This window comes from Providencia sp. PROV004 (assembly GCF_011045615.1).
Classification (GTDB): domain Bacteria; phylum Pseudomonadota; class Gammaproteobacteria; order Enterobacterales; family Enterobacteriaceae; genus Providencia; species Providencia rettgeri.
The window spans coordinates 794520-807897 of the sequence record NZ_CP042859.1; the positions used below are offsets into that span (position 1 = coordinate 794520).

Annotated in this window: 9 protein-coding genes; 4 read left to right on the forward strand and 5 right to left on the reverse strand. The window is 38.3% G+C overall.

Annotated elements, in window-relative coordinates:
• Window positions 1-173: 173 nt before the first annotated feature.
• Window positions 174-2123, forward strand: coding sequence for a bifunctional 2',3'-cyclic-nucleotide 2'-phosphodiesterase/3'-nucleotidase (locus tag FVA69_RS03450; RefSeq protein ID WP_164528425.1), 1950 nt, complete (start codon window positions 174-176; stop codon window positions 2121-2123).
• 196 nt (window positions 2124-2319) lie between these two features.
• Here the strand turns inward: FVA69_RS03450 and FVA69_RS03455 are convergent, their stop codons facing one another.
• The 3 genes from FVA69_RS03455 to FVA69_RS03465 all read right to left on the reverse strand — a co-directional run bounded on the left by FVA69_RS03455 (window position 2320) and on the right by FVA69_RS03465 (window position 4869).
• Window positions 2320-2619, reverse strand: a complete 300-nt coding sequence (locus FVA69_RS03455; protein ID WP_004914650.1) for a hypothetical protein — start codon at window positions 2617-2619, stop codon at window positions 2320-2322.
• A 438-nt stretch (window positions 2620-3057) separates the two neighbouring features.
• The gene (locus FVA69_RS03460; protein ID WP_164528426.1) at window positions 3058-3657 is read right to left on the reverse strand and encodes a nitroreductase family protein; all 600 of its coding nucleotides are present in this window, start codon (window positions 3655-3657) and stop codon (window positions 3058-3060) included.
• A 351-nt stretch (window positions 3658-4008) separates the two neighbouring features.
• Complete coding sequence (locus tag FVA69_RS03465) at window positions 4009-4869, reverse strand: MetQ/NlpA family ABC transporter substrate-binding protein (protein WP_004914646.1); 861 nt, start codon at window positions 4867-4869, stop codon at window positions 4009-4011.
• A 238-nt stretch (window positions 4870-5107) separates the two neighbouring features.
• Here FVA69_RS03465 and FVA69_RS03470 point away from each other — a divergent pair, with 238 nt between their 5' ends.
• Together FVA69_RS03470 and FVA69_RS03475 are read left to right on the forward strand one after the other, a co-directional pair.
• Entirely contained in the window at window positions 5108-6142 is a 1035-nt protein-coding gene (locus FVA69_RS03470) for an isopenicillin N synthase family dioxygenase (RefSeq protein ID WP_164528427.1), read from the forward strand.
• 48 nt (window positions 6143-6190) lie between these two features.
• On the forward strand, window positions 6191-7474 hold the full coding sequence (locus FVA69_RS03475) for a cystathionine gamma-synthase family protein (RefSeq protein WP_109911872.1): 1284 nt from the start codon (window positions 6191-6193) through the stop codon (window positions 7472-7474).
• Between the two features lie 47 nt (window positions 7475-7521).
• Here the strand turns inward: FVA69_RS03475 and FVA69_RS03480 are convergent, their stop codons facing one another.
• On the reverse strand, window positions 7522-11205 hold the full coding sequence (locus FVA69_RS03480; RefSeq protein WP_164528428.1) for an AAA family ATPase: 3684 nt from the start codon (window positions 11203-11205) through the stop codon (window positions 7522-7524).
• 1 nt (window position 11206) lies between these two features.
• A complete protein-coding gene (sbcD, locus tag FVA69_RS03485; RefSeq protein ID WP_164528429.1) occupies window positions 11207-12421 on the reverse strand; it encodes an exonuclease subunit SbcD in 1215 nt (404 codons plus the stop codon).
• Window positions 12422-12671: 250 nt separating this feature from the next.
• On the opposite strand from sbcD, the gene phoB reads away from it, so the two are divergent.
• The gene (gene phoB / locus FVA69_RS03490) at window positions 12672-13361 is read left to right on the forward strand and encodes a phosphate regulon transcriptional regulator PhoB (RefSeq protein WP_004914638.1); all 690 of its coding nucleotides are present in this window, start codon (window positions 12672-12674) and stop codon (window positions 13359-13361) included.
• The last annotated feature ends 17 nt before the right edge of the window (window positions 13362-13378 follow it).

Here is a 13378-nt window from a genome sequence, read left to right on the forward strand (position 1 = left end):
TTTAGTCACAAAAAATGGTTAGTGTTTGCAGTGTATTATCATTAAAAATTGACGTCATGCACATAGTGTAAAATTTTAACGCTATTTTTGTTGTTTATTTGTTCAATTTTACAGGATAGGTACTCAAATTTGAGAGGCAATTTTCTCTCAAAAATGGCAACTAAGGGGATTACATGAATAAAGTATTAAAACTTTCAACACTTGCTATGTTAGTCGCATTTAATGCGAACGCAGCAACGGTTGATTTACGCGTAATGGAAACATCGGATGTTCACAGCAACCTCGTTGACTTTGATTATTATAGAGACAAGCCGACAGAGCAATTTGGTTACGTACGTACCGCGACATTAATTAAAGCCGCTAAACAAGAAGCAACAAACTCAGTATTAGTGGACAACGGAGATTTAATCCAAGGTAGCCCATTAGCAGACTATATAGTAGGTGAAGGTTTAAAAGACGGTGAATCTCACCCGGCACATAAACTTTTAAATACTATGGGTTACACCGTAGGTAACTTCGGTAACCATGAGTTTAACTTTGGATTAGAGTTCTTACACAAAGCGATTGATGGCGCAAAATTCCCATACATTAATGCCAATATTATCGACGCGAAAACAGGTAAAAACTACTTTAACCCATACATTATTGTCGATACACCGGTTAAAGATAGAGACGGCAAAACACACACCATCAAGATTGGTTATATTGGTTTTGTTCCACCACAAATTCTCATTTGGGATAAACCAAATTTAGAAGGCAAAGTATTAGTTAATGACATTACTGAAACCGCGAAAAAATTTGTACCTCAAATGAAAAAAGAGGGAGCAGATTTAGTTGTTGCGATCCCTCACTCTGGTTTCTCGCAAGAGCCATATAAAGCAATGGCTGAAAACTCAGTTTATTACCTCAGCGAAGTTCCGGGTATTGACGCGATTATGTTTGGCCACTCACACGGTGTGTTCCCAAGCAAAGATTTCAGTGATATCAAGGGTGTTGATGTTGCGAAAGGGACTGTTAATGGCGTGCCAGCCGTCATGCCAGGGCAGTGGGGTGATCATTTAGGTGTTGTTGATTTAGTGGTCAATAATGATGATGGTGCTTGGAAAGTAGTTGATGCAACCGCTCACGCACGCCCTGTCTATGACAAACCAAATAAGAAAGCCTTGGTTGAACGCGATGGCGACCTCGCAAAAATTATTGAGCAAGAACACCAAGATACTCGTAAATTTGTTGGGAAACATATCGGTAAAGCATCCGAAAACATGTACAGCTATTTAGCATTGGTTCAAAGCGACCCAACTGTACAAATCGTGAATGACGCCCAAATCGATTACACCAAAAACTTTATTCAAGGTGACCCTGATCTGGCTGATTTACCGGTTCTTGCAGCCGCAGCACCATTTAAGGCAGGCGGTCGTAAAAATTCACCGACTGAATTCATTGAAGTCGAAAAAGGTGATTTAACCTTCCGTAATGCTGCTGACTTGTATTTATATCCAAATACATTGGTTGTGGTTAAAGCGACTGGTGCGGATGTCGTCGAATGGTTAGAATGTTCAGCAGGAATGTTCAATCAAATCAACCCACAATCAACAGCACCACAAAGCTTATTGAATTGGAATGGTTTCAGAACTTATAACTTTGATACAATTAGTGGTGTAAATTATCAAATCGACTTGACTCAACCAGCGAAATACGATGTTGATTGCCAAACTGTCAACAAAGATGCTAACCGAATCAAAAATGTCACCTATCAAGGTAAGCCGATTGATCCAAAAGCCACCTTCTTAGTGGCAACGAATAACTACCGTGGCTACGGCGGTAAATTTGCGGGAACAGGTGATAATAATGTTGCATTTGCATCTCCGGATGAAAACCGTTCTATTTTAGCGGCTTATATTGCTAAAGAGTCTAAAGAGAAAGGACAAATTGCGACTAAAGCGGCTAATAATTGGTCATTTACACCAATTAAAACAGACAAAAAACTGGATATTCGCTTTGAAACTGCACCAAGTGAAAAAGCTGCAAACTTCATCAAGGAAAATGCACAGTATCCGATGAAACAAGTCGGTACTGATGATATTGGTTTTGCTATTTATCAAATAGACTTAACCGAGAAGTAATCTTAACGCATTTGTATTATTCAAGCCTACCTACGGGTGGGCTTTTTAATGGCTAACTGATAGGTTTGGGAGGCGATTTTTTTAGAGGAAAAAACGTGAAGTGAGGATAATAAGGGAAAATAGTGCTCGGAATATAAACATCACTTTTAAAGTTTAATACCCCGAGCGGTTATAATTTAATGTAGACATCATATTACTATTCATAAAAAACATTCAACATAGGTAATTTAGAATATTTATCATATTCTACTTTAACATATTCAGACTCTATCTTTTGGCCCTCTTTTAAGGAACGGGTTATCGAGATGTCTTTACCTTTCCGGTAACATTTAACATTAACTTGCTCTTTATGTTCAACATTGACTGAACATTGTGGCTCATAGATATAACCTGTAAATGAAATTGTACCTCCTGATGAATTATTGCCTGCATAGGTGAAAGAACAACTTGAAATGATTATAGCAACAACAGATGTTAGTAAAGATAAACCTTTCATAGTCCACCCCCTTAATAACACGTTACACGATGAAGCGTGTTTTTGTGCTTTCACTTTTAGTGTAGTTCAAATATCCATAATGCAAAACTAAAAATGAAAATATACTTAGAGTTTAGTGGGGTGATTGATTAATTCGTTGATAAGTATCAATTTATCTATTTGTTTAATTTCTTCTGATCAATTAATGAGCAAGTGGTAATGAAAGTGTAATAATAACAGTGTAATTGTAAATATTTATATTTATTTCGATAAAGTATTTTTAATAAATATGTTTTGTCGATAGCGCAGATTAATTTAGAATAAGTTATTATTATATTTTAAATGGTGGAAATCATAAGTGATGACATTAAGCTATGCACTTTAATAATATGATATAAATAAAATCCCCCCGTAAGTATATTACGAGGGGATTATTTAAAATTTTAGTATTATTTCAGCTTATTTGAAAACTTTGAAACGAATATCATCGTCCATAAAGTCTTTATCACCTGCTGGTGAATTAATAGAACCAAATACCATTTGAGCGCGTAATATCCAGTTAGCAGGCACATTCCATGCTGCTTGAACGTCATTATCAATCAGTGGATTATAGTGTTGTAAAGATGCACCAATATTTTCTTGTGATAATGCAGTCCAGACTGCGAATTGAGCGATACCACTGGCTTGTTCAGACCAAATTGGGAAGTTATCCGCATATAAAGGAAATTGCTCTTGTAAGCCTTTTACGATGTCTTGGTCTTCAAAAAACAGAATAGAACCGGCACCTGCAGCAAAGCTATCAATTTTTTGTTCTGTTGCAGCGAAGGCTTGCTCAGGAACAATTTTACGTAGTGCTTCTTTGGTCATATTCCATAATTTTTTGTGTTCAGCACCAAATAAAATTACGACACGAGATGTTTGTGAGTTAAATGATGATGGTGAATGTTTAACTGCTTCTTTAATTAATTTCGTGACGTGTTCTTCTGATACAGGTAAAGCATCGCCGAGGTTATAAATGGTACGACGATTTTTAATCATTTCGATAAATGCGTTAGACATTTTAGTCTCCTAGCTTTTCATTAGCGCACGGCATGTTATTGAATAAATCTTAGAAGCCGTAGTGTGTTTCAATGGTTATTACTATAACGTGGGGAATAAAAAATCATAGAAAAAAAATTTAACGATAAGGTTCAAATTTTTGCGCCAAGTTAAGGGTTGGATTTAATTGATTTAAAATCAATAGGTTATTTTTATTTTTAGCGATGATTCATAGCAAAAAACCACATTAATAAACACTAATGAATGATATGCATAGAAAATAATTGAGTATAAAAGGGGGAGGAATATGGGAAATGAAAGAGCCTAGCTAGAGGCGTAACCCTGCTAGGCAAGAATGATAACTAGTTTTACTTAATTGAGTTCACTAACATTTTTGGTTATTTCGATTTTAGTTCCGCCAAAATTATCAATGATGTACTTTCTTACCGCTTCAGTGTGGTACAGTTCTGCTAATTTGGCAAATTTGGGGTTATCCTTGTTATCTGTTTTAACGACTAATAAATTGATATTATTGATAATAGTCTCATCATTTTCTTCCCTAAATAACGAGTCAGTTAAAACATTTAACCCACCTTCTTGTGCAGCTGTATTACCGATGACTGCGATATCAACATCAGGTAATGCCCTTGGGCCATGAGCATATTTTATTTGCCTAAACACTAAGTTCTTAGGGTTCGAGACAATATCATTAGTAGACCCTGTGGCTTGGTTGAAATCAGGTTTTAATGCAATTAACCCTGACTTTTCAAGTAATTTAAGTGCACGTATATGGTTGGCGGCATCGTTAGGAATGGCAACGATAGATTGCTGAGGTAAATCAGCCAATTTTTTATGCTTTACCGAATATATGCCCATTGGCTCAAAATAGGTGGTTGAAATTGCGGTTAATTGGTTATTATGACTTTTATTAAAATCTTTTAAAAAGCCCCAAGATTGAAATGCATTAACATCAACATCTCCGTCAATAGTGGCGACATTAAGTGTTATTCCATCATCAATAATTTTGACATCAATATCGAGGTTGGCTTTTTTAGCTTCCGGTGATTGAGCAATAAATTGCCATATATCTGCATCACTACCGTGGCTACCAATAACAATTTTTTGTGATGCTGCTTTTTGTGACTCTGTTGTTTCGTTAGTGCTTTCTTCTTGGGAACATGCCACCAAGGCCGTTAACGACAAAGACAATAACACTGCAGGTAGTTTTTTCATTTGATGATCTCTAATTGGTTTTGTTATCAGTATCTAACCAAATAAAAATAACGCTTTATAAATAATATTTTTTCCACATTTTTTCTTTTTAGTTATATGAGGCTAAAATATTCAAAAAGTTATATCGATATAGTTTTAAATTATTTTTAGTAATATCAGATGTGGTATTTAATCGAGTGATAAATATATCGTGAATTTTATTCATTATTTAAATAAATATTTAAAAAGGCCGATTAATATGTCTATCACACAATTACCTATTATTGATTTACATGAGCTTGAAAACCCTGAAACACGAGAGAGTTTCTATATAAAATTGCGCTTTATTGCCAGGGAAATTGGCTTTTTTTATCTCGTTGGGCATAATATTTCCGTTGGCACCCGAGAGCAATTATTAGCGACAACCAAGCAATTTTTTGCCTTACCTCAAAGCGAAAAAGAAAGTATCTCGATGGAATATTCAAAGCATTTTCGAGGGTACACGGCATCCACTGAAGAGAGCACTCGTAGCCAGCCAGATTACCGTGAACAGATTGATATTGGCGAAGAGTTACCGGCATTACAACTTAATCAAGATGACCCTATCTGGTTTAATTTACATGGGCCAAACCAATGGCCACAATCCTTACCTGAACTTAAACCCCAAGCACTTGCGTGGCAACGTGAAATGCGAACCATTGCGGTAAAATTAATTAAAGCATTTTTAGTTGCATTAGAATTGCCTGAAAATAGCTTTGATGAAATTATTGCCGACCCTGCCCAACATTTATTAAAACTTATTCATTATCCGGCAAGGGAAGATAATAATGAAGGGGAGCAAGGGGTTGGAGCGCACAAAGATGCGGGAATTTTAACCTTATTATGGCAGGATAATAGTGGGGGGCTACAAGTTGAAACTGATGCTGGTTGGATAGATGTTGAACCTTTGGAAAATGCATTTGTGGTAAATATTGGAGAAGTATTTGAATTAGCCACTAATGGCTATTTACGTGCGAATGTTCATCAAGTTGTTAGGCGTAAAAATAGTCATTCCCGCTATTCCATTGCTTATTTTATTACACCAAATATTTTTGCGGAAGAAGTCCCATTATTAAATTTACCCCATTATTTAGCACAACAAGCGTTAGGGCCGGATAGCGATCCATTAAACCCATTATTTACCAATCTCGGAAAAAATGTCATTAAAGGGCGATTGCGTTCCCATTTAACAGTAACTCGTCGCTTTTATCCTAAGGAATATGAGCAAATAATAAGTAATAACAATATTATCTGAGTAATCGAGTCGTTAGAGATATGATGATAAACCGTATTGGAGCTAAAAATGTCAGAACAAAGCTATAAAAAGGATTTACAAGGTAAAGAATTATCCCCAGAAACTTTAATGATGAGTTATGGGTATGACCCTAAGCTTTCAGAAGGATCAATTAAACCGCCTGTTTTTCTGACATCTACATTTGTATTTAAAACTGCTCAGGAAGGAAAAGATTTTTTTAATTTAGTTAGTGGGCGCACACAAACAAGCGAAAACCAGAAACAAGGACTGGTGTATTCACGTTTTAACCACCCAAATAGTGAGATTGTTGAAGATAGACTAGCCCTGTATGAAGGTGCAGAAAGCGCAGCACTATTTTCTTCCGGTATGTCGGCAATTACAACTTGCTTAATGGCAGTATTGCAACCGGGTGATGTACTACTCCACTCTCAGCCACTCTATGGTGGAACTGAAACCCTATTTTTAAACACGTTGGCTCGTTTCGGAATAACTTCGGTTCCATTTCAAAATGGGTACGAGCAGAAATCCATCTTAGAAGTTGCTAATCGAGTCGGGAAAGAGCAAAAAATTGCGGCTATCTATATTGAAACACCATCTAACCCATTGAATACACTTGTTGATATTGAATTAATTAGCCATGTGGCTAAGCAGATAGCTGCGAAGCAAAATGGGCAAACTCCGTTAGTCATTTGCGACAATACGTTGCTAGGGCCTGTGTTTCAAAAGCCTTTGTCGTTAGGTGCAGATTTGAGTGTGTACTCACTAACTAAATATGTGGGAGGGCATTCAGACTTAGTCGCAGGTGCGGTGGTTGGAAGTCAGAAGCTAGTCAAGAAAGTAAAAGCTCAACGTAATGCCATCGGTACACAGCTTGACCCTCACTCTAGCTGGATGTTAGGGCGGTCGTTAGAAACATTACAATTACGTATGGAAAGGGCAAATGAGAGTGCAAAAATATTAGCTGAATATCTCCATCAGCACCCTAAAGTCAGTAAAGTGCATTTTCCTGCTTTTTTTCCGAAAGCGAGTGTAGAGCATCAAGTTTATCAAAAACAATGTACAGGAGCGGGTTCAACTTTCTCTATCAATGTAGGGAATAATGAGGCGGATGCATTTCGTTTTCTAGACAACTTAGCAATCTTTAAATTAGCGGTTAGTTTAGGGGGAACTGAGTCGCTCGCTAGCCATCCGGCATCGACAACTCATTCAGGTGTTGCTCAAAAGGTCAGAGAGCAAATCGGTATTAGTGATAATTTAGTTCGTCTATCTATAGGTATTGAAAATGTGAATGACCTTAAATATGCATTGGAATTAGCATTAGAGGCGATTTAATCATCAGGGTGGGGAAATTTCCCACCCTGAATGGCCACTAAATTGAGTTAGGTGATGCGATATTGTGCGGGAAGTTCGCTAAAGCCAAGCCCATTGCCTTTTTTCACTGCAATTTGGACGGGAATACGTTCTTTCATTGCTTCCACATGGCTAATTACGCCAATAGTTTTGCCAGATGCATTTAAACTTTCTAATGCATCAAGGGCAATATCTAACGTTTCTGCATCTAAAGTACCAAAACCTTCGTCTAAAAAGAGCGATTCTAATTGTGTACGGTGACTTACCATATCGGATAGCGCTAAAGCTAATGCTAAACTCACTAAAAAACTTTCCCCACCCGAAAGGGTTTTAATATCTCGAATGCTATCCGCTTGCCAGCCATCAATAACTTGTAATTCAAGGTTTGCTTGGTGGCTACGCTGTAATAAATAGCGGCCATGAAGTTTCTCAAGCTGTTGATTTGCTAAAGAAACTAAACAGTCCAAAGTTAAGCCCTGCGCATAACGTCGGAATTTATCTCCTTCAGCAGAACCAATAAGTAAGCTGAGATAGCTCCAGTCATCATAACTTAATTGGCTTTTTTCTATTTGTTGCAGCAAATCTTGTTGTTGATGGCGCAGTTGCTTGTCTGTACTGAGCTGGTTAATTATCTGGCCTTGTTTTTGGTTTATTTGCTTAATTTCTTCATCGAACTGAGTAACAATTGTTTGTAATTGCGTTTCATTAAGCGCTGAAAAATCAGTGATACGCTGTTGATTCAGTGCTTCAATAGCCTGCACCCCCTCTTTATAACGCGTTTCACACTGTATGCGAGCTTGGTTAATATGTTGTTTTAGTGCTTCTAATTGTTGTTTTTCTTCATGGCTGATTAACGCATCAAGGAAAGCTTGTTGATGACGAAATGGGCTATCCATAAGTGCTTGAATAAACAGGGTATTAGCTTGTATTTGCGCCAGTTTTGTTTTTTCACAGGCGTCAATGAGCTCTTGATAACTTCCATTCATAGATGCGATGGCTTTATCAACCTCATTGAGTTGTTTGCTTAATTGTTCCTGAGTTTGGAAAAGTATGGTTTGTTTGTCATTCAACTGCTGAATAAATTGGCTGATAGCTAAGCCAGAAAGCAGTGTTTTTCGTTGCGCTGTTTTTTGCTCTAAACCTAACTCAATTTGTTTAAGGCGATTTCTTTCTTGTTCAATTTGTTGATTGAGAATATTGAGTTGCTCTGACTCAACTTTTAATGTGGCATTATTGACCTCAATTTGTTGGCTAAGTGTTTGCGCCGCCATTTTTTGGTTATTAAAACGCTCACTTCGCTGAGTAATATCGAGAACCCATTCATCGAACTTATCTTTATCTGGCACATTTAAGTTAAATGGCGCTAGGGTAGATTGCCACTGCTCTATTTGTCTCTGTTTACGTTGTTGGAATTGGCTCTGTTCTTTTTGCAACTCATCATGTTGTTGTGTTTGGTTTTTTAAGCGTTCTTCGACTAATAACAGGTCTGATTGCAACTGGGTAAAGCTTGCTTGTTGTTCGTGTAAATGATGTTTGGTTTGCTGGTATTCACGCTCAAGAGCAGCCATATCCACAACTATTTTCTGTTGCGTCGCCAATTGCTCTGTTAATTGATTAACAAAGAGCGTAACGGCTTGTTCATTTTGGGCCAACTCAGGTGTGAGTGCTTGCTCACATGTCTTTTGCCACTGTTGGTTAAATACATCGAATTGTTCATTGATTTGCTGCTGTTGCTGTAAATTTTCGTTTTGACGTTGTTTTTGTGTGTGAAGTTGTGATTCTAACTGAGTTTGTTGTTGTTTTAATTGGTCGAGTTTATTTGTTAGTTCAATGAGTTGTTGCTGTGTTTCACTGAGATGGATTGATTGATAATCGTTAACTGCCGGGTGTTCTGTTGAACCACATAATGGGCAGGGGTTACCTGCTATTAGTTGCTGGCGCTCATGCTCTAGGCTGACAATTTTTTGTTCTAATTGTAATTTATCATTGGTTAGTTTGATGAGTGGGGTCAATTCATTAATATGTGTTACCGCAAGGCTCAACGCTTTTTGCGTAGTGGTGATATCTTGCGCTAATTCAACATCTTTTTGGAGCTGTTTCTGTTTTTGCGTTTGCGCATTAAGGCATTGAGATAATATTAATGGCAATAACTTAGCATGTTGCAAACGTGCTTGTAGCTGTTCAATGTGTTGATTGATGGTGTTAATGTCATGTTTTTCTTGGTTTCGCTTGTAGATTTCTTCTTGTTTTTTGAACGCTACAGTGCTGTGCTCTAACTCGAGACGTTTTTGGGATAATTTCTCTGTTTGCTGCTGCTGTTGCCGCTGTAACTGCTCGACTTCATTTGAAAGTATCTGTTGTTTTTCGTGCAAGCTGGCCAGTTTATCAGCTAATTCGAAAATAAAATGGCCTTGTTGTTGCCAACTGCCTATTTGTGAACTGAGCTCAGCGTCTTTTGGGTGTTCTTCTAGGAATATATTGTGTTTTTTTAACTCAATGTACGCATTTTGGATCTGACTTTGCGTTTCACTAACTAAGCATTGCTTTTGCTGAAGAGTGATTTGTTGTTGTTCAATTTGCTGTTTAATTTCAGATTGTTGCTGTTTCAATTGTGCAATTTGGTTATCAAGAGGCCTGACTGTTTCATCAATCAATTGATGTTGTTGTTTGGCAAAATCAAGGTGTTGTTGATACTCGGATTGCGATTTAAACAACTTTTCTTGCAGTGGGGTGCGCTCAGTTTGTTGGGTTTGCAAGCTAAGTTTCAAATGGTGTTGTTTATTCGTGTATTCAGTGAGTTGTTGCTGTTGTCGTTCAACTTCCTGCCATAATGGACGAAGGGATTCCGCAGGGGCACTATCAGCTAATCTTTTTAATTGAGGTTGCGCGGCTTGGAGCTCAAGTTCGTTTTTTTTGAGTTCTTCATCAAGTGATTGCATGCGCTGGGTGAGTTGATGATATTGTTGCCACCAATTAACCCCTTGTTGGTGGCGAGCACGCTGTTGCTTGGTTTGTGCTTCTTGTTCAAGCAAATCGTTTTGCTGTACCAATAATTCTTGATGTTCTACTTCTGTGAGTAAATTAATGTTTTGCGCTTTTGCTTTTAGCAAATCTAAGTCAATTTTGGCTTGCTTGTGTTGATTAAAAACATAAATTGAAATTTGGCTATAAATTTCGGTGCCTGTAATTTCTTCAAGTAAATCAGCGCGTTCTTTCTCAGAGGCATTTAAAAAAGCCGCGAAGTCCCCTTGGGAGAGTAAAATGGATTTAGTAAAACGCTCATAATCAAGCCCTGTTATTTGCGCCACTAATTCTTTTATCTCTGTGATTTTTACGGTCAATATTTTACCATCAGCAACCGTTGCAAGCTCTGCTTTAGGCTGTTGTAAATTGCCATCAGGTTTCCCTCCAGCCCGTCGTTGGCTCCAAAAGGCTCGATAAGCTTTACCTTTGACCTCAAACTCTACCTCCGCGAGGCATTCCCCTGTATGGCGAGTCATCAGTTCATTTTGTGCATTAGAAATGGTTTTTAAACGCGGTGTTCGGTGATAAAGCGCGAGGCAAATCGCATCTAATAAGGTCGTTTTTCCTGCACCGGTGGCACCCGTAATGGCAAACAGGCCATTGCTAGCAAATGGCTCTTCAGTGAAATCAATTTTCCATTCACCTCTAAGAGAGTTAATATTTTTTAAACGTAAACTTAAAATTTTCATATTAACTTTCCTTGCTCAGTTGCAATGCGTCATAAGATTGTTGAAATAGCTGGAATAGACGCTGTTCACGCTCAGGATCTTCTAAAGACTCTTGAGCAAGGCGGCGTAAAAAAACGTCTTCTACGGTGAGTTCACTCAATGTTTCATTGGCCAAGGTTTGGCTTTGTCCCTGTATTTGCTTGCGTGCACGGCGTAGTATTACGACTTCGACTGGGAGGTCTTGTGTCAAAGCTTCAATACGTTGTTGGATATCAGCGAGGTAATCTTGTGAAGCAACTTCAATATCAAGCCAAACCGGTTTATCACCTTGGTAATCTTTCCATATCTCTAATTGCTGTTCTATTTGGTTTAAGGAGCCTTTAATACTTTGTAATGGCTGAATAGTCGGGATTTCCAGTGGTGTGATTTGAGTCAATTCACTTCCGCTGAATTCAACAAGGCAGACACTTTTTTGTTGTGTTGTTTCGTCAAAGCTCAATGCAATAGGTGAACCGCAGTAGCGAATATTTTCTTGTCCTCCAATCACTTGGGACCGGTGAATATGGCCAAGGGCGATATAGTCAGCAGGCGGAAAAGCCCCTGAAGGAAACGCATCTAACGTACCAATATAAATATCTCGTACAGAGTCAGTTAAGGCTGCGCCGACAACAGTTAAATGGCCTGTTGCAATAATTGGAATATCCAGCCCCAAAGCGGTTCGCTGTTCTAGCGCGAGTTGGTAGCTGGCTTGGTAATGATCATGAATAGCTGTTTGCAGCGAGCGTTGTTTCTCTTCAATATTTTGTCCTGCAATACTTAGTTGAATATCTCGAGGGCGTAAAAAAGGAATGGCACAGACTAAACCAATAGGTTGAGCCTGTTTATTGACTAAGGTAACAACATGGGGCTCACTTCCCGACGTAATGACTTGTGTATTTAAGTAACGAAGTAGAGCACTTGATTCATTGAGTACAGAAACTGAGTCGTGATTACCGCTTAAAATGACTAATTGGCAGCCTGTTTTTTGTAAATCAACAATAAATTTGTTGTACAGTTCACGTGCATAGCTAGGCGGAGAGCCTGTATCGAAGATATCACCAGCAACGATGACTGCATCAACGTGATGTAATTCCACTTGTTCAACGAGCCAATTCAAGAAATGTTGGTGCTCAGGCGCACGGCTTTTGGTAAAAAAATACTGACCAAGGTGCCAGTCTGAAGTATGAATAATGCGCATGAGCTATCAATTCCTATCAACAATAATGTGCACGAGCGTTCGATAACTAAGTATACCTGATCCAGATAACTCGTTGAGGGATGTTTGCGGCTTTATTACCATGTTGCGGAAATATTTCACTTAAATGACATTTAACCGCTAAAATAAAGATTAATATGAGTTTTGCTCATTGATATTCATAATTCTGTCATAAAAGTGACGCATAATACTTTCACATTTTAAATGTCTTCTTAATTTTACAGGAACAATCATGGCAAGACGCATTCTAGTTGTTGAAGATGAAGCGCCCATCCGAGAAATGGTTTGTTTTGTATTAGAACAGAATGGTTTTCAGCCTATTGAAGCTGATGATTATGACAGTGCGATTGCACAACTCGTTGACCCTCTACCCGATCTCGTACTACTGGATTGGATGATCCCAGGGGGCTCCGGTATCCAAGTAATTAAGCATATGAAGCGTGATAGCGCAACACGTGACGTTCCTGTCATGATGTTAACCGCACGAGGAGAAGAAGAAGACCGCGTAAAAGGTTTGGAAGTTGGCGCGGATGACTATCTGATTAAGCCGTTTTCACCAAAGGAATTAATCGCTCGGGTAAAGGCAATTTTACGTCGTATTTCACCAATGGCGACGGAAGATATTATTGAAATGAATGGGTTAACGTTAGACCCTACTTCTCATCGTGTGACCAGCAATGAAATCCCTATCGATATGGGGCCAACTGAATATAAATTACTGCATTTCTTCATGACTCACCCTGAACGCGTATATAGTAGAGAACAGCTACTAAATTATGTATGGGGAGCCAATGTGTATGTGGAAGATAGAACCGTTGATGTCCATATTAGGCGGTTAAGAAAGGCACTAGAGACGGAAGGTCATGATAAAATGGTACAAACTGTACGCGGTACAGGTTATCGTTTTTCTATCCGTTACTAAAAACCACAAAGGGAGAG

Bases quoted from the DNA above. Each gene is read 5' to 3' on its own strand.
- FVA69_RS03450 (WP_164528425.1), top strand. From the start codon at position 174: ATGAATAAAGTATTAAAACTTTCAACACTTGCTATGTTAGTCGCATTT.
- FVA69_RS03455 (WP_004914650.1), bottom strand. From the start codon at position 2,619: ATGAAAGGTTTATCTTTACTAACATCTGTTGTTGCTATAATCATTTCA.
- FVA69_RS03460 (WP_164528426.1), bottom strand. From the start codon at position 3,657: ATGTCTAACGCATTTATCGAAATGATTAAAAATCGTCGTACCATTTAT.
- FVA69_RS03465 (WP_004914646.1), bottom strand. From the start codon at position 4,869: ATGAAAAAACTACCTGCAGTGTTATTGTCTTTGTCGTTAACGGCCTTG.
- FVA69_RS03470 (WP_164528427.1), top strand. From the start codon at position 5,108: ATGTCTATCACACAATTACCTATTATTGATTTACATGAGCTTGAAAAC.
- FVA69_RS03475 (WP_109911872.1), top strand. From the start codon at position 6,191: ATGTCAGAACAAAGCTATAAAAAGGATTTACAAGGTAAAGAATTATCC.
- FVA69_RS03480 (WP_164528428.1), bottom strand. From the start codon at position 11,205: ATGAAAATTTTAAGTTTACGTTTAAAAAATATTAACTCTCTTAGAGGT.
- sbcD (WP_164528429.1), bottom strand. From the start codon at position 12,421: ATGCGCATTATTCATACTTCAGACTGGCACCTTGGTCAGTATTTTTTT.
- phoB (WP_004914638.1), top strand. From the start codon at position 12,672: ATGGCAAGACGCATTCTAGTTGTTGAAGATGAAGCGCCCATCCGAGAA.